A 22,251-nucleotide genomic window follows, 5' to 3' on the forward strand; every position below is an offset into this window, starting at 1 on the left:
ACCGGAATGATGTTGACTGTTGATGCCGTGAACCGTCAACAGTGAACTCTAATTTACTATTCCGATGCTAACGGATTTGATATTACGCAAGTTTTCCATTTTTACGCTGTCTGTAGTAGTAAGGTTTGCAGTGCCCACACTACAAATATAGTCTGTCCATAAGTCCTGTAAAAATTAAAAATTAAAAATGCAAAAAATTGATTTTTCACATTTTTAATTTTTAATTCTAAATCTTAATTTGGAATTATTGAGCACCCATTTGGGCTGCCACTTCATCGGCAAAGTTAGCTTCTACCTTTTCAATGCCTTCGCCCAAGACAAAACGCACGAAGCGGCGCACTTGGACATTCTCTCCAATTTGGGCGATCGTTTGTTTCACCAACTCTTCCACCGAGATATTCTGATCTTTAATAAAAGGCTGATCCATCAAAGATAACTCTTTCATGCGCTTTTCAATCCGCCCTAGAACAATCTTTTCTTTGATGTTTTCCGGCTTGTTGCCCAAGTCATCTTTGCCCATTTCAATTGCCTTTTCTCTTTCGACAACTTCGGCGGGGATATCTTCAACTTTCACGTATTCCACATTCGGGCAAGCTGCAATTTGCATCGCAATATCCCGCACCAACTTTTGGAATTCTTCCCGACGTGCCACAAAATCTGTTTCGCAGTTAACTTCCACCAGCACACCGACGCGGCCGCCCGTGTGAATGTAGCTGCCTACAAGCCCTTCTGAGGCAACTCGTCCACCTTTTTTACCTGCCGAAGCCAGACCTTTTTTCCGCAGCCACTCAATGGATGTTTCCATATTGCCTTCGTTTTCAACGAGGGCTTTTTTGCAGTCCATCATGCCCGCGCCAGTTTTTTCGCGCAGTTCTTTAACAAGTTTTGCAGATATGTCCGCCATCTTCTTTAAGTTCCCAATCAAAATTAGTTATTAGTCATTAGTCATCAGTCATCAGTCATTAGTCATCAGTCATTATTCACTAATTTTAATGTTAATGATTAGACCAGAGTGAAGAAATACCCAGTCGATATTAGTACCGACTTTGTAGGTGTAGCGCCAGAATTAATTCTGGCCCTGACACAATGAATGCTTTTGCCAGAGCTCTACTAATGACTTAGACTCGTGCTATGTACAATTAAAAATTAAAAATATCCAACTAAAAATAATAATTATTTTTAATTTTCAATCTTTAATTTTTAATTTCCTGGTGTCAGATTCCGAGGGCCATACTAGCTCTCGGTTTCTTCGCCCTCGGCCTCAGCGGCGTCGTCGGGATCTACATAATCGGGGTCATCCAATTCTTCGATTTCGACATCATATTCACCGCCTTCGTAACCACCTTCGTAGTCGTAGTCTTCATCAGAGTCGCCGCCCTGCTGACCGTGACGACCTTCGTAGATGGCATCAGCCAACTTGCCGACAATCAGCTTGATCGATCGAATAGCATCGTCATTCGCCGGAATCGCAATGTCAACCAAATCCGGGTCGCAGTTGGTATCCAACAGAGAGACGATCGGAATTCCCAACTTTTGGCATTCCAACACCGCATTATACTCGCGGCGTTGGTCTACCAGCACCACTCCGTCGGGAATCTTCCGCATAGATTTAATCCCGCCCAGATATTTCTGGAGTTTTGCCATTTCTCGGCGCAGTACCGAAGCTTCTTTTTTCGGCAGCAAATCGAGGGCGCCGATTTCCTCGCGGCGCTCCAAATCCTTGAGGCGCTCCACGCGGGACTTAATCGTCGTCCAGTTGGTGAGCATTCCCCCCAGCCAGCGCTGGTTGACGTAATAAGCACCGCAGCGTTGAGCTTCTTGGGCTACAATCCCTGCAGCTTGGCGCTTCGTACCCACGAACAAAAACTTTTTGCCTTTTTCTGAGGCAACTCTCATGTATTCGTAGGCGTCTTCCATAAGCTGAGCGGTTTGCACGAGGTCGATGATGTGAACCCCGTTGCGCTCTGTAAAAATGTAGGGAGACATTTTCGGGTTCCACCGACGGGTTTGGTGTCCGAAGTGAACCCCTGACTCTAACATTTGAGCCAAACTGACTACTGGCATTGTATTTTTAACTCCTGATTCGGGTTAATCCTCCACCCGGTCGTATTTCTGAAGGTTTGCGCCCTCGAAACACCCGAAAACCCGGATGTGCGAATTTAAACAACTTTTCTAGTTTATCACAGAGCGCGCTACTTTTTCTGACAATCTAATATCCGTAGAGTTGGCTTGCCACCCCAATGTGAGATTTAATGGGCGGGTTGGGTGCGGGGTGTGCACGCTGCGGTTAAAGTTACTCACAAGCGCTTCTTAAAAACGAAAAATCTAGGTGGGATGTGGCAAAAACCTTTGTTCGCTTGTGAGAGAATGGCGTTGTTGGTGCGCCTCTTGTGCCTTTTACCTTCGATCGAGCTTATCCATTTTTTTCGATCGGCAATTCAGTCAGCTTTAGTACATCGCCCTCTCCATCCGCAAAAATCCCCAAGCTAAAAACGCCATGCCCATACCCATTCTCGTTCTGCTTGAAGTTCTAATTGTCATCGCACTTTCGAGACTTGTAGGTTTAGGATTTCGAGCGATCAAACAACCTCAAGTCATTGGAGAAATTGTAGCAGGAATTATGCTTGGGCCTTCTCTGTTTGGCTTAGTTGCACCAGATTTAGCAACAGCACTTTTTCCAGCAGAAGCCGTTCCCTTCCTCAACGTGCTATCTGAGGTGGGGCTAATATTTTTCATGTTTTTGATTGGTTTGGAACTGAATCCCAAGTATCTCAAAAGCAATTTAGATATAGCGATTTTAACTTCCCACGTCAGCATTCTAGTGCCGTTTTCCCTGGGAAGCTTGCTAGCGCTGCTGCTGTATCCCATCGTTTCAAATAATAGCGTTTCCTTTACCGCCTTTGCGTTGTTTTTGGGCGCTGCGATGTCAATTACGGCTTTTCCGGTGCTGGCAAGAATTATTACAGAGCACAACTTGCAGAATACAAAATTGGGGACGCTGGCCTTGACTTGCGCTGCGGTAGATGACGTAACAGCTTGGTGCTTGTTAGCAGTGGCGATCGCAGTTACTCGTACTAATTCGATGATCGGTGCTTTGCCGACAATTATTGAGTCTTTAATTTACATCGGTTTCATGCTGACTGTAGTCCGTTGGTTCTTGCAGCGACTTTCCAAACAGTACAACCGCACGGGCAGATTAACACAGTTATTGCTCTCCGGCATTTACATGGGAGTTGTAGCTTCTGCCTTAATTACTGAATGGATCGGCATTCATTTAATTTTCGGTGCATTTTTGCTGGGTACTGCTATGCCTAAAAATGCGGGATTAACCAGAGAATTAGCAGAAAAAACCGAAGACTTTGTACTAATATTTCTGCTGCCAATATTTTTTGCTTATAGTGGGTTGCGGACTCAAATCGGCTTGCTCAACAGTCCCGAATTGTGGCTGCTGTGCGCCGCAGTTTTGGGAGTGGCTATTGTCGGCAAATACGTCGGCACTTACGTGGCGGCGAGAGTTTGTGGCATTAACAACCGCGAAGCTTCAGCCCTGGGATGGCTGATGAATACTCGCGGTTTGACTGAACTAATTGTGCTAAATATCGGTCTTTCCCTGGGCGTAATTTCGCCGCTGCTATTTACGATGTTAGTCATCATGGCTTTAGTGACAACTTTTATGACTTCACCGCTGTTGGAGTGGACTTATCCAAAACGGTTAATTCGCTTAGATATTTCAGAAGTTAACTCTGAGGATTCAGACTTAGAAGATTCACCAATTGCTGGCAGCAGCGACGAAACTGCTAAAAAATTGCTGCCAACTTATCGAATTTTAGTGCCTGTTGCCAATCCCAGCACGCAGAAAGGTTTGCTGCAACTAGCGGTAGCGCTGGCACAGCCGGCCGCTGGTATGGGTGGTAATGATTTACAGTCGGCGGCGGTTCATCCTCTAAGTTTGATAGAATTAAATCAGGATTATGTCTTTCAAAGTACGCCTGCGGAAGCCGATCGCATTATCCAAGAACGCCACTCTAAATTATCAGAATTGATTGAGAGTTTGGAATTGCCGCAGGCGAAAAAATTAGTGCATCCCATCATTCGGATTACTAAGGATGTGGCGCGGGAAACAGCGCAAATTGCGGAACTCGATCGCGCGGATTTAATTTTAGTAGGATGGCACAGACCTACTTTTAGCAGCAACCGTTTGGGAGGACGTGTCGGTCAAATTCTCAGCAACGCTAAGGTGGATGTAGCAATTTTTGTAGACAGAGGCCGGGAAACGTTGAATAACTTGTTAGTACCTTACGCGGCCAACATTCACGATGATTTGGGTTTAGAATTGGCGCTGAGACTGTTAGTTAATAGCGAGGAACGCCGTTTGACGGTGCTGCGGGTGGCGGTTGACGGGGAAGCTGGAAACGAGTTGAGTTACGAGTTTCAGCGAGTGATGGAGCAGTTGCCGGTTGAGGTGCGATCGCGGATTGAAACTCCGATTGTGGAGGCTGCTGAGCCAATTCAAGCGGTGATTGCTGCTTCTGCTAATGCTGATTTGACTATTGCAGGTACGAGTCGGGAGTGGGGAATTGAGCGCCAAACTTTGGGACGGTATACTGATGAATTAGCTGTGCAGTGTCATTCTTCGCTGCTGATTACGCGATGTTACGTTAAAGTGCGATCGCACTTGGCTTCGGTACTCGGTCATTAGTCAGTAGTTATGGGTTATTTGTTATGGGTTATTTGTGAGTTGCTACCAAATACCTATTACCAAATATAAAAGACCCAATACCCAATGCCCAATGCCCAATGCCCAATTACCAATTACCAAGATTATGCCTCAGCTTAACGTCAAAATGTTAACATTCTATGGTGTTTCTATCGCCTTTGTTGCGGTACTTTTTAAAATAGTAACTGCTTATGGGGAAACAAATTTAAAGGCTCCTCCGGCAATTGCGGGAAATTATCGCTTCGATCCTAAAAGTTTGCCCGAATGTCTGAAATCTGATTCGTTGGTCTTGACAATCGAGCAGTCAGGTGTTTATTTGAGCGGTAATTTGCGCTTGGGCAGCAGGCAGGGCAGGGAAAAAACAGCCGAGGAAAAACCTTCTCTATTTGGTAAGTGGGAAACTCAAGGATTGAACTTGTCGGGTGCGGTTCCTAATTTAGCTGGTTGCAGCGACTCCACCGCAACCGATCAAAACAGTTCTGTTAAAATGCGCGGAATTGTGGAGCAAGAAAGCCTCAAGGGAAAAATTAGTCTAACTGATAAGGCCGCGGCTACTGATTTTACAGCTCAAAGAGAAGCGGCGGTGCAACCCCAAAAGCATGAACATTGATTGATCCCCATAGAGAATAAGAAAGGGGAAATAGGTAATTCTTTGTCGCTTTCTGACCGAAAGCATTCAGAATACAAGCCCCCGGATTCATCCGTCCAGAAATAAAAAACCTGTATCCGATGAAACTTGCCCCCCGAATTTATCCGTGGGGTCAGTCGATTTGAGATTTGAGATTTGAGATTTGAGATTTGAGATTTGAGATTTGAGATTTACCCCACAGATAAATCTGGGAGCTTGAACTAGGGTCTAAAATTTTAATTTTTCCACGACTCCTGCCGGGGGCTTGTATCCGTTTTTGGGCTGGGTCAATGCTTCAATTCTTTAATCTCAAATCTCAAATCTCAAATCGATTGACTCTTCCCTTCACCCCTGGCGAAGCAAGGAATCACAAAGCGGCGGCGGGGGTGGGGGAGTGGGCGATCGAACTCCCGCCACCGGAACTCGCCCACGACGGTCGGTTGCTGCTAAATTGAAAATATACCTAAAAGTTAATGATAAAAATAAAGTATCCCAGAGAAGTTCTTGGTTGAGAATTTGTCTTGCTCAAGACCCCCCGTGCCCGTATAGTTTGTTTGGAATGGATGTTGCCGTGATATTAATGCCGTCAGAAACTTCGCTTACCCAGTCAAACCCGTTGATTTTAGACAGTTTGCCAGACTTGTCGCCGCCGAACGGTGGTGGGTGTCCCCGCCGGGCCAGATTGCAAATTGACTTGATGTTGCTGGCGATCGAAGCCTTGTATCTCGGAGGTGCTGAAGAAATGCTGGCAGTGTCAAAGGACCTGGAATTGGAATCAATTATCAAAAATCGGGTTGCCCTTTGGCTGATGCGTAATACTAACCCGCTGAGACGCTATGCCCAGCGCCGCTCCCTTACGATTGTGGAGGCAAAAGCGCTGGTGGCGATCGCTTGTAATATGGCGCGTAAGTTAACCGCCACAATTCGGCAGTTGCTGCTAGACTCGCAGCAGTTGCGATCGAGAAATATCCCCCTCAACCAGAATTTGCCGCTGGCCGAGTATTTAGAACGCTTTCGAGCTCACTTTCGATCGCGCATGAACCCCAAGCGATCGCTAGTGGCAGCTTACGATTCCGACGACAAGCTCAACGAACTAGCTTTGAACTTGTTGAGCAAACTGCTATTTTGTACAGGCACAGCCGGAATGCAGCGCTTCTGGGTAAGCTTGTTTGATGGAGAAGTTGAATAAAAAATGACTATTAGGCGTCAGTACAGTCTGCCCAATTGCACCCTCGTTCTAGAAGGGTTGAGCGATGGATCGGCAGCCAGCCAGTTAGATATACGGCCGGTGCTTTCTATACTAATGAGCGCTGAATGCTATGTGAACGGTCTCGGCGAGCCCCTAAGCGGGGGACGAGACTTTTTTGAAAGCTTGGTGAGGGCCGTCAGCAGCTACGCTCAAGAATTTATGAGCGGAGTGCATTATCCCGATCGCTACGGCCCGAATTTGGGTATGGTGCAGTTGCACAGAATTGACGGGAATTTGCATCGGTTGACCGTTCTATCCGCCTCCACAGGTAGCCCAACCCAAATCGATCAAAAAACAGAACTGTCGGCCAAAGTTGATTTGACGACGGTACAGCTATTTGACTTGGTAGAGGCGATCGATCAGTTTTTTGCCGACACGCAGACGCTGCCGGAATTGTCGCTGCAATTAACCCCAATTTCCAGGCGTTACATCAAGTCGGCCGAACCTTTGGCGAAGCGGAGTTTGCCTGCTGTCGTGGGGGTGTCGAGTTTGGCTTTGGCTGCGATGGCGTTTTTCTTGGTGCCGGTGCCGGAAGTCCAGCGCCAGAGAGATCCGGTGCCGCAGCCCAATCCAGCGGGCCAGAATCAGGGGACGCCGAATCCGGGCGGATCAGGTTCGCCTAATCCAAATCCCACGCCCCCCGCTAACGGTTTGCGATCTGGGACTCAAACTCCGAACGCTGAATCGATTTCGCCGACTCCGAGCCCCGCGCCGCAGCCGGACGCTTCACCTAGCGCCACACCGCAGTCGAGCACTTCGCCGGAAAGCACGCCCAGTCCTGTTGCTGAAGGTTTGGCAAGCCCTGAAGCAGCACCCGTGCCAATTACCGATCCAGGGGAAATTGAGCTGTTGAAGGGCAAACTTTCCCAGCAAATTGACGGAGTTGTGAAGAATCGGCGTCCGGTTGATGCAGAGTTGGTTTATCGGGTGAGTGTGGCTAAAGACGGGGCGATTGTCGGTTACAAATCGGAAAATTCGGCAGCAGTCGATCGAGCCGAAACGCCGTTGTCGGAGTTGCTTTACAAGCCGGTTGGCAGCAGGCCACCTGCAGAATCGCTGGCTGATTTCCGAGTAGTTTTTGCACCCGACGGCAGTGTTCAAGTCACTCCTTGGTAATGGTTGATGGTTGACTGTTAACGGTTAACTGTTAACGGTTGACTGTTGACTGTTGACTGATACCAAATCCCGCTTAAATGCTCCTTCAATCTCTTAGTCTGCGGAGGCAGACTTGGTTTTTCTAGTAGCGATTTCAATCGCCGAATCATCTACAAACCGATTGCTGATTCAAAGCCCTGTCGGTGCGATCGGCTCAATGTCTGGGTCAAACCCTCCGACTTGATTTGTGCGAATTATCCACAAAAATGCTCCCTGTTTTAAGAAAATTTTGGCTATTTCATCTTGGGTGCGTCTGGGCAGCATTGTTCGGTAACTAATAGCAGCTTTTATCAGGTTCACTATACCGACAAAAAAGGTTTTTTTCAGTTCCGCATCAATCCCCGCCAATCTTGCATTTTTCTGCCAATCTGGACGGACAATGCCGAGGGGCATTAATACTTTTTCTAAACTCTCTCCTAAAGCTACTAACTGGTGAAACCTTTGGGTTTGTGCGTCGGTGGGATGTGTTTTCAACCAGTCTTGAATCTGAGGATTTGACTCTATTTCGGAAGTAATTTTTTTAATTGTCGCGTAAATTGCCTGACTTGAATCTTGCACGCAAGAAGTTGCTGGCGTGACTAAACTTGCGCCGGTGCCGTCTCCGCTGCGGTAGCGGGCCATCATGATATCTAGTTGCTGGTTTAGTTCGGTTAAAGGCGACAAGGTGAGGCCGCCAAAATCGTAGTCACAACACACGCAATCTAATTTACAGATAATATCGCAAACCGGGCGATCGCCCAACCAGCCGCGCTGCAAGTCTCCCATGTAGCTTTGCCATTTGCTGGAACCGGCAACAATTCCGTCGGGATTGTGGGCGTAAACTTGTTTGTATTCTATGTCAAAACGCAGTTCGCTGGTAAAGCGATCGCGTACTACTTTTGCTACTCCGAAAGCAAAATGTCCGGTGACAATTCCCAGCGGTGGCCGTTCGCCTTTTTTGCCACCGATACCCCCGAAACTGTGAATCACTATCCCGATATCTCCTTCTTGCCAAGGAGAGATTGAAGCATTTTCTGTAGCATCATTTGGGGTTAACAATACTATTTTTGATTGCCCTTTTTGTGCTGGTGTATTTTCCCAATTTTTGTTGCTTAAATAAGCGAGAGATTTTTTCAGACCGAAATGTGTTTCATCTGGTGTTAATTGGGCAATTTTGCGGGGTTCGATTGCCTGCACTACAAACATACTGTCTGCGTCTCTTTCGCCGTAAATGTACCAGCCATCTGGATTTAAGGGCGATTGTTCGATCAGGTGATTGGTAGACCTCGCTACGCCGTTTTTGTCTGGCTGTACTTGTGGAATCCGAATGATTTCGGCTGCGCCGTCAAATTGTTGAGATGTTTTGTTGAAATGCCGGACAATAAATTTGTCGCTGTCGGGTTCTTTTCGCTGTAAAATTGATACTAAGGCGCACAAACGTCCGATAATTTGTACCGGTTCGCGATCGATCGTGAGTTCCTGGCGATCGCTGCTGCTATAATGAATCGCAATCACCGGCCTGCGTAGCATAACAGTCACACTGTCTTCAAGTCGGCTACCTGCTAGAGTTTCTAAAGGGCCGACATTTCGCCAGCCGTTCAATCTATCTGGATGGATATTGCCAGATTTTTTACTTTTTTGAGTTTGTTGTGTGAAGTTTATATCTTGACTGACTGCGTGGACAAAAAACTGTACTTCGCGATTTGTACTCCATTTCAAAAATGCTGTTTTGCCAATAAAGTTTTTATATTTTTTTGGTGCATTTATTACTTCAAAAAACACTGTACCGTAGGGCTGGCGCTCTTCCTTTGATGGCAAAATTAAGCGCCCGTGCCAAAGAGCGATCGGCTTGTAGAGATAGGCAACTGCTGCTGAATTTTCGCAGATTATCTCCGGCTCCCGCGCTTCTGAAATACCGCTTCCTTCTCTAAAAATAGCCGCCGTTAAATTGCCCTCACTTTCTACGAATTGGGGCTCTAAAAAAATCTTGTCCGGTTCTGAAATATTAGCGGGTGAATTGCCAGCCTTTCTTTTGAACGACCGTATAAAAAAATGGCGGTTTGTCTCCAATTTCGCCTGCAACCAATTAAGGAAAATCCGAATAAAAATAAAAGCTGTTAAGCCGGAAATAACAGCCAAAAGTATCAGCCCCAAGGTCAAAACCAATTGGTCTAAAGACTGACCGGAAAGTAAAATAATTGTGGGCCATATCCAAGAAAATGCCGCCATAATATCTAAAAACGAGTTTTAGGTTCGATCCAGTCTGTGCTGGCTTGACTGCCGAAAACTAGGGGTTTGTCCTCGGTGACAGCTACGGTTTGCCCTGTCATATCCACTGCACAAAGAGGCCAAGATCGATCGCCCAAATTGCCGGCGCGGAACAAAACTTTTCCGGGACACACTTGACTCCAACCCAACAATACAGCATGAGTGTAAAGACTGCGAGCCGGAGCAACGGTATAAGTGTAATTATCATTTTTGTCCCAAATGACACCGTAGTCGGACATATCGGAAGAGTTGAAAAGTGCTTCAAATTCGCGGGCGAGAATGCGCGAACCGTCTTGATTCCAAGAAACAGGCACTAAAATGGCGATCGTCCCGGACATATCTGTATCATCACCAGCATACATCCCACTTTCTGCCAGTGGCGAAGCAGCCGCCACTGTTTGCAGTTCCCCGGTTTTGAGATTTTCCACAAACATGACACTGCTAACCCGACACAGGGAGAATTCCGGCTGCACTTGCAACTCAATTCGACTGTAAGCTGCGTATTGGCCGTTAGTTGAAACTAGGGATGGACTGCGATAGTAGCGCAGGCCTGTGCCGACAGTGGAGCTCACTTTAGCATGAGTGGCACTAATCCATTCCCAAGGAACGGGATAAGGGCTATTTAAAGGGTCAGTCATCGGTTTTTTTCCCAAAAGTTTTACTGAATTATCCAACAGATTTAGCCTGGCCGGCAACGGACTAGAAACCGGGTTTCTGCCTCGCTGCTTCGCCACCAAACCCCAGATTTATAGAAACCGGGTTTCTTTTTTAGATTTTAGATTGGAGGACAAATCTCAAATCTAAAATCTCAAATTTCAAATCGGATAGGTAAGATAGTATCGAAATTAATCTGGTATGTACACCGAGAGGGATGAAATATGACGCGATCTTTTAACCAAAAACCTTCAATCCCCCCCACTCGCGTCTCCAAGTCGGGAGGAAAAGGTTTGCTTGTACTGTCGCTGATTTTTCGACTGCTGCTGCTGGGGGTGGGCAGCGGTTTTGCGTGGGTTTTGGGGATGGCGATCGCTCAAATTTATCCGTCAGGCGCGACGGAGATGCCGCTGGCAGAGAGATTGCTGCGTGTAACTCAAAATCTGACCTCCAGCCCGAAACGCGCCCCAGCAACGCCAATTCCGGTGCCCCCGCCACCAACCGCTACACCGACTCCCCAGTCAAAAGTCAGTCCTGCCCAGAGAGAGAAATTGCAGTCAGATTTGAGACAGTTGCAGGGCGAACTCAACGCGCTGATTGGTCGCACGGCGGCTTTGGAGAGTCAGTTGGGCAGCAGCCGCCCGACGGAAACTTTGGAAAAGCGTTTGCAGTTAATGTCGCGGGAATTGGCGGCGCCGGAAACGACGGCAAGTATTGCCCCTGCTTTACCTGCGATCGGCAGCAGCCCGAGTCTGAACCCTGAAACGGTGAATACTTCGCCTCAGAATACCAATAATCGGGTGTTTGGGGGGGATGGGCTGATGGTGACTCTGCCCAGCGATGTTTTGTTTGATACTGGCAGCATTTCTTTGCGCGCGGGAACTAATGCGATTTTGGACAATTTGGTGGCGGAGTTGAGCAATCACGAGGGGGCAACTGTGCGGGTTGCGGGCCACACTGACGACGCGGGGGAAGCGGCGGACAATCGCAATGTGTCGTTTGCGCGAGCTCAGGCTGTGGTGCAGTATTTGTCGGGCGTACTCGGTCAGAAGTATCATTGGGTGGCGATCGGCTATGGGGAAAGTCGCCCTTCGGTCGAGAATAGTTCTGATGCTAATCGGCAGCGCAACCGCCGCATTGAAGTGGCAATTAGTCCTTAGTTTTTAGTTATCAGTCCTCAGTCACCAGTCATTAGACTTATTGCATAAATATTTTGAGTGAGAGGGGAAAAGCAGAGGCAACGCAGAGACATTTCAAGATTGTTTGGGAAGGCTAAAATGCAAGCCTAGTCTTTAGTTAATAGTGCGAGCTTAATATCTCGCGAAAATAACACTCGCGAGATATTAAGCTCGCACTGCACCTTCAAGCATATTATGCCGATCCAACAGAAACGATATAAATTAAATTTTTCAATTCCCCTCTTTCTATTGCCCCATTTCCACCTCTTCCCATCTTCCCTGCTATCACGCCGAAGGTGTAAGAGGTGGCAAGTCAGAATTATTTTTAGCCTGATCTATTGCTTCTCGATGTTCACTCCTAAGTTTCGGTTTTAAATATAAGTTCTCAATCAAAGCTGCCACTCCCGCAAACCAAGGCGGCACAATTACAGCGCCAATAATTCCTAATACTTGAACGCCTCCCAAGACAGACAGCAATTGATATAAAGGATGCACGCCAACCGATGAACCAACCAGCAAAGGATCGAGTACGTAAGTTTCTAAATTCTGGATAATTACAAATAGCAGTAATACCCACAAAAGTACCCAGCCACCTTTAGCTAATGCTACGATTAATGCTGGTACTGCTCCCAACACTGGGCCGATGAACGGAATCAAGTTGGTAACACCTGCGATCGCACCCAAGCCTAAAGCAAATTCCGGCATTCCCAAAATGCTCAAACCTGTGGTAATAAATATCCCTAAAATGCCGGAAACTAACACTCGCCCGCGAATATAACTCCCCATTCTTTGACCGATTGGTGCCACTTGTGCGGCTAATCTTGCATCCCAAGGTTTCGGGAAAAACTGCACCAAACTTTTAATTAATGTGTCGCTGTCCGCAACCATGTAACCGGAAATAAATAATGCTAAAACTAGGCTAAACACACCGCCTAGAATGCCTCTAGTTAAACTGTACGATCGCAAAACCAGTTGTTGGCTCGATCGAATCAGCCAATTAGTCAGCGATTGAGTGTCCACCAACTGACCCACCAAGGTTGGGGCATCGTCGGTTAGGCGACTCAATACATTAGTAGCCACAGTTCGCAAACTTTCGACATACAGTGGTAACTGTCGCAGCAGTAACTCTATTTGTTCAATGACCGTGGGCCCGATTAACACTACCGTCCCGCTAAATCCGCCGATGAGAGTTAAATAAACCATAATCACCGCCAGCCAGCGGGGAACCCGCATCGTTTGGGCCCAATTAACGATCGGGACGATCGAAGCAGCCAGCACAACTGATATCATCAGAATTACTAGCAGGCTCCGCAATTGCCACAGCAGCACTAGCAGCAAGGACGATGCTACAATTAGCAGCAGGTTAGGTAAAGAAATGGTAATCCGCTGTTCTGACATAATTAAGTAATCAAGGTTTGTATTGGCGCTTATGTCATCCCGCAGGGCGGGTTTATTTATATTCTCATTTGCCAAATCTATGTCGGGTAAAACCCGTACCTACTCATATTACAATAAAAAGTAACATTGGTTCAAAAAAAAATAAGATGCAACCGCCATATTCAACCCAAGATTTGTCCACCATTTCGTCTATAAAATCACCAACGCTGTTTTACGAATGGCAAAATTATCGATGTGCTTATGATGTTTATAAACCAACTACTGCGACAGAAGATAGCATCCCATTGTTATTAATCCACCCGATAGGAGTTGGTTTGTCAAGAATCTTTTGGCATAGATTTTGTGAGAGTTGGTACAAAGCAGGGAACAGTAATCCGATTTACAATCCCGACCTTTTGGGCTGCGGCGATTGCGAAATGCCGGCTGTGGCTTGCTATCCTGACGATTGGGCGGCACAGTTGCAGCATTTCTTGGAAACTGTAGTCAAAAAACCTGCGATCGTCCTCGTACAAGGTGCTTTACTATGTGTAGCCTTGGCTTTAGCAAAAAGGCAGCAGGAAAGCGGCTCAAATTTAATTCGCGGCTTAGTCCTCGCCGGGCCTCCAGCTTGGGCGGTAATGAACAAACATTCGACAGAAAGACAGCAAAGGATTGTCTGGAATTTGTTAAATTCTCCCCTGGGAAACGCTTTTTACCGCTACGCCAGACGCGCTGAGTTTTTGCGTTCTTTTTCAGTGAAACAACTGTTTGGCGATGCGGCAAAAGTGGACAGCGAATGGTTGGATGCTTTGCAGGCTGGGGCGGCAAATCCTGACAGCCGTCACGCGGTTTTCTCGTTTTTAGCAGGGTTTTGGCGCCAGGATTACAGCGGTACGATTCAAAAGTTCGATCGACCCGCACTCATTGTGATGGGAGAAAAAGCCTCAAGTATCAGTCAAGCGGGTAAGGAAGAGAGACCGGATGAAAGATTAGCGCAATATTTAGCCCATTTTCCCAATGGGGAAGGTTTATTAATGCCGGGGCGCAATGTTTTGCCCTATGAATCCACCGCAGAATTTGTCGCGGCTGTTGCGGAGTTTGTGAATGGGAGTTTTTAACCGCAGATATCAGCAGATGAACGCGGATGGAATTTCATCTGCGTTCATCCGCGTTCATCTGCGGTTAAAAAACTCTAAGTTTCAACTGCGATGCCAAATTGTTGTACCATCTTTTTGATCGATCAAAGTAATCCCATTATCCTTGAGTTCGTTGCGAATGCGATCGCCCTCAGCGAAATTCTTAGCTTTCCGGGCATCTTCCCGCTGCTGAATCATCACCTCAATATCCTCATCACTCAAACCATCAACAGCATTATTGCTGTCACCTTCCGGCTGAACTTCTAAACCCAAAACCCCCGCCAAACTCACCAAAGTCACCCATTTTTGCTGCAACAATTCCGGCGAAATTTCTGTTTTGCCTTGATGCACTAAAACATTGCCTTCCTTGCCCAATTCCTTGGCTAATTCAAACAGCACAGTCAAAGCAGCGGGAGTGTTGAAATCATTATCCATAGCTGCTTGAAATTGCTGGACTAATTTGTTATCTTCTCCAGCCAATTTATCAATTTTATCAACATCCCAACCCAGTTTAAAGCCGTGTTGACTGCCAAAAAGTAAGCCTTCCTTAAGAGTGTGCCAGCCATTTTTAGCGGAGGCGATCGCCTCTTCGGTAAAATCAATTTGACTGCGATACTGCGCCATAAATACAAACAGCCTCACCGCCATCGGCTCCACCGCTTTTGACTTCTGGCTTCCTTCCAAAGCTGTATCGCCCGACCAATTCCCATCCAATAAATCGCGAATTGTAATAAAATTGTGCAAAGATTTCGACATCTTTTTGCCATTGACAGTCACAAAAGCATTGTGCATCCAATAATTAGCAAGTGACTTGCCAGTCGCGGCTTCAGATTGAGCAATTTCGTTTTCATGGTGCGGAAAAGTTAAATCGGAACCGCCGCAGTGAATGTCAATTGTTTCGCCCAAGCAATCGCGCACCATCGCCGAACATTCGATGTGCCATCCGGGGCGACCTTTTCCCCAAGATGAATCCCAAGCAGGTTCTCCCGGTTTAGCGCTTTTCCACAGGGCAAAATCTGACGAATCTTGCTTTTTTTGAGCTTCTATTTCTGCGGTTTCCAATCTACCGCTAGCCCCGGCTTGCATTTCTTCCAACTTGCGGCCCGAAAGTTTTCCGTAATCTGCAAATTGTCTGACGTTGTAGTAAACGTCGCCGCCGGAAGCATAGGCATAACCTTTATTTTCTAGTTCGTGAATCAGCCGTTTAATGCCGTCGATTGTATGGGTAGCGCGGGGATATTCATCGGCCCTGAGAATATTCAGCTTGTCCATATCTGCAAAATATTCATCGATGAAGCGTTCCGCCACGGCTTCCATTGTGGAATTGGTTTCACGGGCGCGATCGAGAATTTTGTCGTCAATATCTGTAAAATTCTGCACGTAGCGTACATCGTATCCTCGCCACATCAGATAACGCCGCACCATGTCCCAAACAATGTAAGCGCGGGCATGACCGACGTGGCAGTAATCGTATACCGTAACGCCGCAGCAATACATCCGCACCTTTCCTGGTTCGAGGGGTTCAAAAGGTGATTCGCGACGGGTCAAGCTGTTGTAAAGCGTTAGAGTCATTCGATTTTAGATTTTAGATTTTAGATTTTAGATTTTACAAGATTTACGCAGAACCTCTATGTGTAGGGTGTGCAGGGCCCACCTTATCTGTATCAGTAGCGCGTCAAACCATTTTTGCGTTCAGGAGTGTGGGTTTGTAGTTGCGATCACCCGTTAGCGAAGCTTGCAGAAGATGATCGGCGAACTGCCAGCCTAGCAAATTTGGTACTAAATCTCCTCTATCCATAGTACCGTCCCAGCCGACTCAATCTCACATCTAATTCATATCAGGGAATCTTGACAATAGTTTCGGTGCCGATCCCCACCCACGCCTGACTGTCAAGATTCCCTGACAATGCGATCCCCAAAATCACGAAAATGCGTATAAGTACCCAGGATTGAGGCAAAAGACCCCTTGACCCGATCGCAACTTGTCTGCAACATTAAGTCATGACAAAGCGATCCCAAAGAAATGCTTCGATTAAGCAGCCCTGGGAGTCGAATAGCGCGTGTGCTGCCAGCACAGCGTTGCTAGCAGCACCGATCGCACTCACAAAATCGATCTTGTCAATCAAGAATCGACAGATAAAGCTTTATTTAGATCGGACGGTGCGCGCAGAAGCCAATAAGTCCAAACCCCCGATCGCATGGGGGAAAAGACAAGCTAAAAACAAGCAAGGCTTCAAAGGTTGGAGAGATTTGGAAGCTCGATAATATGTGGATTTAAAAGAGTTTCTAACTCAAAAAGTCAACACATTTGTGTTGAAACGAAAAATCTAACCCGCCATCCCAAATTAGTGGAGAACAAACTCATGGCAAAAGAACGCCCACCATTAGAAGAGATGACTTTGCGACAACTCCGCAGAGTTGCTAGCGAATGTGGAGTCTCTCGCTACAGCCGGATGCGGAAATCGCAACTTCTGGCATCAATTCAAGAAATTCAACGCACCAAATTTTCCTACAGCCCATCTCGCAAACTAGAGGCACAAGAAGCAGTGGAAGCAGCAAAGTTTGAACTCGGTCAAGAAGATAGAACAGGCGGTTCTTTGTCGTCTGTAGATGAAGGTTTAGCAGATTTGCCCAACGGCTACGGCGAAAGCCGGGTGGTTTTAATGCCCCGCGACCCAGAATGGGCCTACACTTACTGGGACATCCCCAACGATCGCAAAGAAGAATTGCGTCGCCAAGGAGGACAGCAACTCGCCCTGCGGATCTACGACGTTACAGATGTTAACCTCGACATTCAAAGCCCACACAGCATTCAAGAATATCCCTGCGACGAACTGGCGCGGGAATGGTACGTGCCAATCCCCGTGAGCGATCGGGACTACGCGATCGACATCGGCTACCGCTGTGCAGATGGCCGCTGGCTGGTATTAGCTCGATCGGCCCAAGTCCGCGTTCCTCCCGTGTATCCCAGCGACTGGATTGAAGATCAATTCATCACCCTCGACTGGGAAGAAGAATTGCAGGGCAAAACCTTCGCGGAACTGGTTCCTCCGGCCAAGAAAGTCGCACAAGCAGTCAATGGCAATGGTTACAGCACCAGCAACGCCATCTACGAACAAATCTTCGGCATGGCAGAATCTGCAGAATCCCTGCGCGTAGCGGGTTCTGTCTTCGGTTCCATGCAGCACGTCGCCGGTTCCGTCCAGCAAGTCGGCATCCACGAACAAGCTCTCAGTTCCTACGTGTTCCCCTCCGGCGTCGGAATGTGGGCGGCTCCCACCATGTCAGGTGTCGGTATGTCCGGGCTCACCGCGTCGGGTGTCGGTATGTCCGGGCTCACCATGTCGGGTGTCGGTATGTCCGGTCTCACCATGTCCGGTTTCGGTATGTCGGGTGTCGGTATGTCGGGAGTTGGCTTCGCCGCCCCGATGCGCCCCCGCCAGTTCTGGTTAGTTGCTGACGCCGAACTGATCGTCTACGGCGCCACCGAACCCGACGCTACCGTCTACGTAGGCGGACAGCCGATTAAACTCAATGCTGACGGCACTTTCCGCTTCCAGATGTCCTTCCAAGACGGCTTAATCGACTATCCGATTTTTGCAGTAGCAGCAGACGGCGAACAAAACCGCGCCATCCACATGAAATTTGAGCGCGAAACCCCAGAACGGCGCACCAATACCCAGCAAGATGCTGTTGTGGAATGGTTGGGCTAATGGCAAAGGTCGATCGATCAAGGGGTGATAATGCAGGTTTGTGCCAATTTTTTAACCATCACAAGGCATAGCCTCAGTCGATCGTGATTTGTTAAGGTTAATCGCAGACAACAACCCATAACACCCCCTATACACCGTTCTCCTGTTTTGAGGAGCGGTGTTTTTTGTATTTAGGACTTACTCAGAAACGGAGTTTTTATAGCAGGAGAATAGCTCGTGGCTCCGGCGAGCAACAAAAGTTATACCAATTCTTAAAAGTAGGGATAAATATAGATGGAATGCGAGCATCTGTAGGGACTTAGGCTGGGCCTAAGTCCCTACTTTGTTTCCTCTGAGATATTGCACAATTCTCAATTACTTGTTTAGGAACAGGCTTTTCGGCCTGTTCCACAAGAGATGAATTTCATTGTGGGACAGGCCGGAAAGCCTGTTCTTGACAATGGTGCAAGATGTGAGTTTCATCCGATTGACAACTGCTAGCTTAGACAATTCTCTCAATATCTCTCTATAGATAGATGTCTACTTAACTTCCCTTCAATCTACTTCATTCAAAATTTGCATTCTTAACTCAAGCATTATTAAGTAAGCTAAAGTTTACTTAAACTTTTATTGCACAAACTCGCTAAATCCAGCGAAACCAAAGAAAGCGAGTTATTAGAGAAAGAAGGCGATCGCACCGCCATTTCTCAAAAGCAAATGCAAAAAATACATTCCCTGCTGCAACGAAGCCAGAAGCGTCCCCGTCTTTTAGCCTTATTCGGTGTCACATTAGCCGCCGTCTTGCTTTTATTTATTCTGCCGGCACTGACTCAACAGCCAGTCGTGCTCACCATGTTAATGCAAGGCCAAGACATTGTTAACTGGAAACCCTTTGTCAAAGAATTTGAACAGAAAAACCCCGACATTCGCATCAACCTCATAGAAGGGCCTTTTGACACCAACCTCATAGAAAATCTTTACACATCTGCCTTTCTTTTAGGCGAATCGCCCTACGACATCATCAACATGGATATTGTCTGGGTTCCCAAATTTGCAGCCGCAGGTTGGGTAAGGGATTTGACAGACAAAATTCCCCCCGAACAACTATCAAAATTCATCCAAGGTAACGTCGAAGGCGGGCGGTATCGGGGCAAACTTTACCGAATTCCCCACGCTTCCGATGCCGGAATGCTTTATTACCGCAAAGACATTTTAGAACAAGCGAAAATTCCAGCGCCGAAAACCTTTGAAGAGATGGTAAAAATCTCTCAAAACTTGCAGAAACAGGGAAAAGCAACTTGGGGTTATCTGTGGCAAGGTAAACAATACGAGGGAGTCTCTGCGATGTTTGTCGAAGTGCTCTCCGGTTTCGGTGGCTTCTGGGCGAACCCTCAAACTTTTGAAGTTGGGTTAGATAAACCCGAGGCAATTAAAGCAGTGAAATTCCTCAAAAATACGATCGCCTCCGGCATTTCTCCTCCGGGTGTCACCACCTACGGCGAAGAAGAAACCAGGCTTTTGTTTCAAAACGGTAAAGCGCTTTTTTTGCGAAACTGGCCGTATGTTTGGAAGCTGGCCAATGCCGAAGGATCGAATGTTAGAGGCAAAATTGCGATCGAGCCAATGCTCAGCAGTATGGGTAAAACAGGCGGTTCCTGCTTGGGTGGCTGGGGCTGGGGAATTGCCAAAACCTCAAAACATCCAGAACAAGCGTGGAAAGCAATTCAGTACCTTACCAGCGAGGAAACCCAGCGCAAATTTATTTTAGAAACAGGTTTAATTCCCAGTTACAAATCCCTATTTACCAACAAAGAAATAGTCGCCAAATATCCCCACTACCCGCAACTGCTAAAAGTAGTGGAACGGCCAGCTTTGCGCCCGCCCCTGGCACAATACGCTCAAGCTTCTGATATTTTGCAGCGCTATTTGAGTTCAGCTTTTACTGGGAGAATGAGTGCAGAACAAGCAATGAAAGCAGCAGCTAGCGAAACTCGTAATTTATTAGGCAGTTTGAAACAACCCCAAGCTTCGTAAATTTGACATCTTGCCTCTGTCAGAAACAGGCAAGATGCCTGTTCCACAAAGAGGGAATTTTTTTATTGGGGGGTGAGCATCTTGCCCGCCCGAACAGAGAAGATGCCTGTTCCACAAAAAGTTAATTGAAGTGTGGATCGTTGCTCCTAGGCCGCCATAAAATAAATTAAAGGTGAGAAATATGCAATTAGACAAGATGCGACAGCGCGAACAAAAAACCGGGTGGATATTAGTAGCTCCAGCTTTGATAATTCTGATGCTAGTATTTGCTTACCCAATATTGCGCGCTTTTTGGCTGAGTTTATTCACCCAAAACCTCGGTACAGAATTAAAACTGGTTTTTTCGGGTTTTGCTAACTACAGTCGAATGTTAGGTGACGGGCGTTTCTGGCAAACTTTAGCCAACACGACAGTATTTACAGTCGTCTCTGTTTTGCTGGAATTAATTCTCGGTATGGGCATTGCCTTAGTCTTAAATCAATCCTTCGCAGGGCGTGGCATTGTTCGCACAATCTCCTTGCTACCTTGGGCGCTGCCCACTGCATTGATGGGAGTAGCTTGGGCATGGATTTTCAACGACCAATACGGCGTAATTAACGACATTTTGAGGCGTTTGGGATTGATTCAAAATAGCATTAGCTGGCTGGGAGATCCGACTTTGGCAATGATGGCTGTAATTACAGCGGATGTGTGGAAAACGACGCCCTTTGTCAGCTTGCTTTTGCTAGCGGGATTGCAATCAATTCCCGGTGATTTATACGAAGCACACGCGATTGACGGCGCGAGTAGCTGGCAGAGTTTCCGCCAAGTTACCGTGCCCCTGCTGATGCCGCAAATTGTGATTGCTTTGCTGTTTCGATTTGCCCAATCTTTCGGCATTTTCGACCTGATTCAGGTGATGACGGGAGGGGGACCGGCGGGGGCAACGGAGACGGTTTCTATCTACATTTACAGCACGGTAATGAGGTATTTAGACTTTGGGTACGGGGCGGCTTTGGTGGTGTGTACTTTTTTGCTGTTAGTGGCAGCAGTTGCGATCGCCGCTTACCTGTTATCGAGAGCCCGCACCAATGCAGCCGGAGGAAACTAAGACGATTTTAGATTGGGGATTTTAGATGTTAGATAACCAACAGTTGCACTTTTATTTCATTGGTATAAATTATGTCGATCGCCCGCGAACAACCTACCAAAAAAACCTTTAACATCCGGCAATTAATCTTGCCAATCTCAGCGATCTTAATCGTCGCATATTTTCTCGCACCTATTATCTGGCAGGTGCTAACTTCTTTCAAAGTAAATGCGGATATTTCAGCGATTCCGAACGTCTACATTCCCAAACGAATTACTTTCGAGCATTACCTGTCGCTGTTCCAGCGCCGCCCTTTTGCACTTTACATTTTAAATAGCGCTTTTGTTTCCATTACTTCAACATTACTGTGTTTAGCAGTAGGCGCTCCCGCAGCATACGCTTTAGCTCGGTTGCGGCTGTGGGGCGAGAGAATTATCCTGGCAACTGTGACGATTGTGACGCTATTTCCGGCGGTGCTGCTATTTTTGGGACTGCTGGAAATTGTCAAAGCTTTGGATTTAGGGAATAATTATTTAGCATTAATTATTCCTTACACTGCCATCAATCTGCCGCTGACAATTTTGGTGATGCGGAGTTTCTTTCAACAGTTGCCAAAAGATTTGGAAGATGCAGCTAAAGTGGACGGATACAACACTTTTCAAATGCTGTGGCAAATCGTGCTACCGATGACATTCCCGGCGTTAGTTACAACCGGAATTCTGACGTTTATTTCAGCTTGGAACGAGTTTATATTTGCACTAACATTTATGACTCGCGAATCTCTAAAAACAATTCCCGTCGCCACGGCTCAACTCAGCGGGGTGTCAGTATTTGAGATTCCTTACGGGCCGATCGCCGCAGCTACCGTTTTGGGAACTTTACCCTTGGTTTTGCTGGTTTTGGTGTTCCAGCGGCGGATTGTTCAGGGTTTAACAGCCGGGGCGGTAAAAGGATAAATCTATTTTAGATTTTAGATTTTAGATTTTAGATTTTAGATTGAACTGGTTCCTAGGCTGTGCCTGGGAACGAGTCAAACAACACAGTCAACAGTCAACAGTCAACAGTCAACAGTCAACAGTCAACAGTCAACAGTCAACAGTCAACAGTCAACAGTC

General features: G+C 47.0%; 18 protein-coding genes. 11 read left to right on the forward strand and 7 right to left on the reverse strand.

The genetic code is table 11. The features are described from left to right. Nucleotides 1-244: 244 nt before the first annotated feature. The gene (gene tsf, locus QUA04_RS17730) at nucleotides 245-904 is read right to left on the reverse strand and encodes a translation elongation factor Ts (protein ID WP_333142970.1); all 660 of its coding nucleotides are present in this window, start codon (nucleotides 902-904) and stop codon (nucleotides 245-247) included. Between the two features lie 329 nt (nucleotides 905-1,233). Continuing rightward, entirely contained in the window at nucleotides 1,234-2,064 is an 831-nt protein-coding gene (gene rpsB / locus QUA04_RS17735) for a 30S ribosomal protein S2 (protein ID WP_333258734.1), read from the reverse strand. Between the two features lie 433 nt (nucleotides 2,065-2,497). Between rpsB and QUA04_RS17740 the strand changes: the two genes are divergently transcribed. The 5 genes from QUA04_RS17740 to QUA04_RS17760 all read left to right on the forward strand — a co-directional run bounded on the left by QUA04_RS17740 (nucleotide 2,498) and on the right by QUA04_RS17760 (nucleotide 7,710). Further along, nucleotides 2,498-4,699, forward strand: coding sequence for a cation:proton antiporter domain-containing protein (locus tag QUA04_RS17740; protein ID WP_333258736.1), 2,202 nt, complete (start codon nucleotides 2,498-2,500; stop codon nucleotides 4,697-4,699). A 91-nt stretch (nucleotides 4,700-4,790) separates the two neighbouring features. Beyond that, a complete protein-coding gene (locus tag QUA04_RS17745; RefSeq protein ID WP_333258738.1) occupies nucleotides 4,791-5,327 on the forward strand; it encodes a hypothetical protein in 537 nt (178 codons plus the stop codon). A gap of 308 nt (nucleotides 5,328-5,635) precedes the next feature. Continuing rightward, complete coding sequence (locus tag QUA04_RS17750) at nucleotides 5,636-5,800, forward strand: hypothetical protein (RefSeq protein WP_333258740.1); 165 nt, start codon at nucleotides 5,636-5,638, stop codon at nucleotides 5,798-5,800. 104 nt (nucleotides 5,801-5,904) lie between these two features. Further along, complete coding sequence (locus QUA04_RS17755; protein ID WP_333258741.1) at nucleotides 5,905-6,534, forward strand: DUF3038 domain-containing protein; 630 nt, start codon at nucleotides 5,905-5,907, stop codon at nucleotides 6,532-6,534. A gap of 3 nt (nucleotides 6,535-6,537) precedes the next feature. Continuing rightward, nucleotides 6,538-7,710, forward strand: coding sequence for a DUF4335 domain-containing protein (locus QUA04_RS17760; protein ID WP_333258743.1), 1,173 nt, complete (start codon nucleotides 6,538-6,540; stop codon nucleotides 7,708-7,710). 168 nt (nucleotides 7,711-7,878) lie between these two features. On the opposite strand, the gene QUA04_RS17765 is transcribed toward QUA04_RS17760, so the two are convergent. Further along, entirely contained in the window at nucleotides 7,879-9,957 is a 2,079-nt protein-coding gene (locus QUA04_RS17765; protein WP_333258744.1) for an abortive infection protein, read from the reverse strand. 5 nt (nucleotides 9,958-9,962) lie between these two features. Further along, entirely contained in the window at nucleotides 9,963-10,634 is a 672-nt protein-coding gene (locus tag QUA04_RS17770) for a hypothetical protein (protein WP_333258746.1), read from the reverse strand. Between the two features lie 240 nt (nucleotides 10,635-10,874). Here QUA04_RS17770 and QUA04_RS17775 point away from each other — a divergent pair, with 240 nt between their 5' ends. Then, nucleotides 10,875-11,810 (forward strand): OmpA family protein, encoded by a 936-nt coding sequence (locus QUA04_RS17775; protein ID WP_333258748.1) that lies wholly within the window; start codon nucleotides 10,875-10,877, stop codon nucleotides 11,808-11,810. Nucleotides 11,811-12,113: 303 nt separating this feature from the next. On the opposite strand, the gene QUA04_RS17780 is transcribed toward QUA04_RS17775, so the two are convergent. Beyond that, a complete protein-coding gene (locus QUA04_RS17780) occupies nucleotides 12,114-13,226 on the reverse strand; it encodes an AI-2E family transporter (RefSeq protein ID WP_333258750.1) in 1,113 nt (370 codons plus the stop codon). Between the two features lie 146 nt (nucleotides 13,227-13,372). Between QUA04_RS17780 and QUA04_RS17785 the strand changes: the two genes are divergently transcribed. Beyond that, the gene (locus QUA04_RS17785; protein ID WP_333258752.1) at nucleotides 13,373-14,323 is read left to right on the forward strand and encodes an alpha/beta hydrolase; all 951 of its coding nucleotides are present in this window, start codon (nucleotides 13,373-13,375) and stop codon (nucleotides 14,321-14,323) included. An 81-nt stretch (nucleotides 14,324-14,404) separates the two neighbouring features. Here QUA04_RS17785 and cysS read toward each other — a convergent pair whose 3' ends face one another. Both cysS and QUA04_RS17795 read right to left on the reverse strand, forming a co-directional pair. Beyond that, a complete protein-coding gene (gene cysS, locus QUA04_RS17790; RefSeq protein ID WP_333258754.1) occupies nucleotides 14,405-15,913 on the reverse strand; it encodes a cysteine--tRNA ligase in 1,509 nt (502 codons plus the stop codon). 422 nt (nucleotides 15,914-16,335) lie between these two features. Then, entirely contained in the window at nucleotides 16,336-16,467 is a 132-nt protein-coding gene (locus QUA04_RS17795; RefSeq protein ID WP_333179782.1) for a hypothetical protein, read from the reverse strand. Between the two features lie 237 nt (nucleotides 16,468-16,704). On the opposite strand from QUA04_RS17795, the gene QUA04_RS17800 reads away from it, so the two are divergent. The 4 genes from QUA04_RS17800 to QUA04_RS17815 all read left to right on the forward strand — a co-directional run bounded on the left by QUA04_RS17800 (nucleotide 16,705) and on the right by QUA04_RS17815 (nucleotide 22,092). Further along, nucleotides 16,705-18,054, forward strand: coding sequence for a DUF4912 domain-containing protein (locus QUA04_RS17800; RefSeq protein WP_333258756.1), 1,350 nt, complete (start codon nucleotides 16,705-16,707; stop codon nucleotides 18,052-18,054). Nucleotides 18,055-18,663: 609 nt separating this feature from the next. Next, nucleotides 18,664-20,067: an ABC transporter substrate-binding protein gene (locus QUA04_RS17805; RefSeq protein ID WP_445242335.1), complete on the forward strand. Its 1,404-nt coding sequence runs from the start codon at nucleotides 18,664-18,666 to the stop codon at nucleotides 20,065-20,067. 181 nt (nucleotides 20,068-20,248) lie between these two features. Continuing rightward, entirely contained in the window at nucleotides 20,249-21,157 is a 909-nt protein-coding gene (locus QUA04_RS17810; protein ID WP_333258758.1) for a sugar ABC transporter permease, read from the forward strand. A gap of 71 nt (nucleotides 21,158-21,228) precedes the next feature. Continuing rightward, on the forward strand, nucleotides 21,229-22,092 hold the full coding sequence (locus QUA04_RS17815) for a carbohydrate ABC transporter permease (RefSeq protein WP_333258760.1): 864 nt from the start codon (nucleotides 21,229-21,231) through the stop codon (nucleotides 22,090-22,092). Nucleotides 22,093-22,251: the final 159 nt, after the last annotated feature.

Origin of the sequence: Microcoleus sp. S13_C5 (assembly GCF_036700845.1) — a bacterium.
Classification (GTDB): Bacteria; Cyanobacteriota; Cyanobacteriia; order Cyanobacteriales; family Microcoleaceae; genus Microcoleus.

Coding starts and splice junctions, on each gene's coding strand:
- QUA04_RS17740 (WP_333258736.1), top strand. CDS start 2,498: ATGCCCATACCCATTCTCGTTCTGCTTGAAGTTCTAATTGTCATCGCA.
- QUA04_RS17810 (WP_333258758.1), top strand. CDS start 20,249: ATGCAATTAGACAAGATGCGACAGCGCGAACAAAAAACCGGGTGGATA.
- QUA04_RS17745 (WP_333258738.1), top strand. CDS start 4,791: ATGCCCAATGCCCAATTACCAATTACCAAGATTATGCCTCAGCTTAAC.
- QUA04_RS17760 (WP_333258743.1), top strand. CDS start 6,538: ATGACTATTAGGCGTCAGTACAGTCTGCCCAATTGCACCCTCGTTCTA.
- cysS (WP_333258754.1), bottom strand. CDS start 15,913: ATGACTCTAACGCTTTACAACAGCTTGACCCGTCGCGAATCACCTTTT.
- QUA04_RS17755 (WP_333258741.1), top strand. CDS start 5,905: ATGGATGTTGCCGTGATATTAATGCCGTCAGAAACTTCGCTTACCCAG.
- QUA04_RS17785 (WP_333258752.1), top strand. CDS start 13,373: ATGCAACCGCCATATTCAACCCAAGATTTGTCCACCATTTCGTCTATA.
- QUA04_RS17775 (WP_333258748.1), top strand. CDS start 10,875: ATGACGCGATCTTTTAACCAAAAACCTTCAATCCCCCCCACTCGCGTC.
- QUA04_RS17765 (WP_333258744.1), bottom strand. CDS start 9,957: ATGGCGGCATTTTCTTGGATATGGCCCACAATTATTTTACTTTCCGGT.
- QUA04_RS17800 (WP_333258756.1), top strand. CDS start 16,705: ATGGCAAAAGAACGCCCACCATTAGAAGAGATGACTTTGCGACAACTC.
- tsf (WP_333142970.1), bottom strand. CDS start 904: ATGGCGGACATATCTGCAAAACTTGTTAAAGAACTGCGCGAAAAAACT.
- QUA04_RS17770 (WP_333258746.1), bottom strand. CDS start 10,634: ATGACTGACCCTTTAAATAGCCCTTATCCCGTTCCTTGGGAATGGATT.
- QUA04_RS17815 (WP_333258760.1), top strand. CDS start 21,229: ATGTCGATCGCCCGCGAACAACCTACCAAAAAAACCTTTAACATCCGG.
- QUA04_RS17750 (WP_333258740.1), top strand. CDS start 5,636: ATGCTTCAATTCTTTAATCTCAAATCTCAAATCTCAAATCGATTGACT.
- rpsB (WP_333258734.1), bottom strand. CDS start 2,064: ATGCCAGTAGTCAGTTTGGCTCAAATGTTAGAGTCAGGGGTTCACTTC.
- QUA04_RS17780 (WP_333258750.1), bottom strand. CDS start 13,226: ATGTCAGAACAGCGGATTACCATTTCTTTACCTAACCTGCTGCTAATT.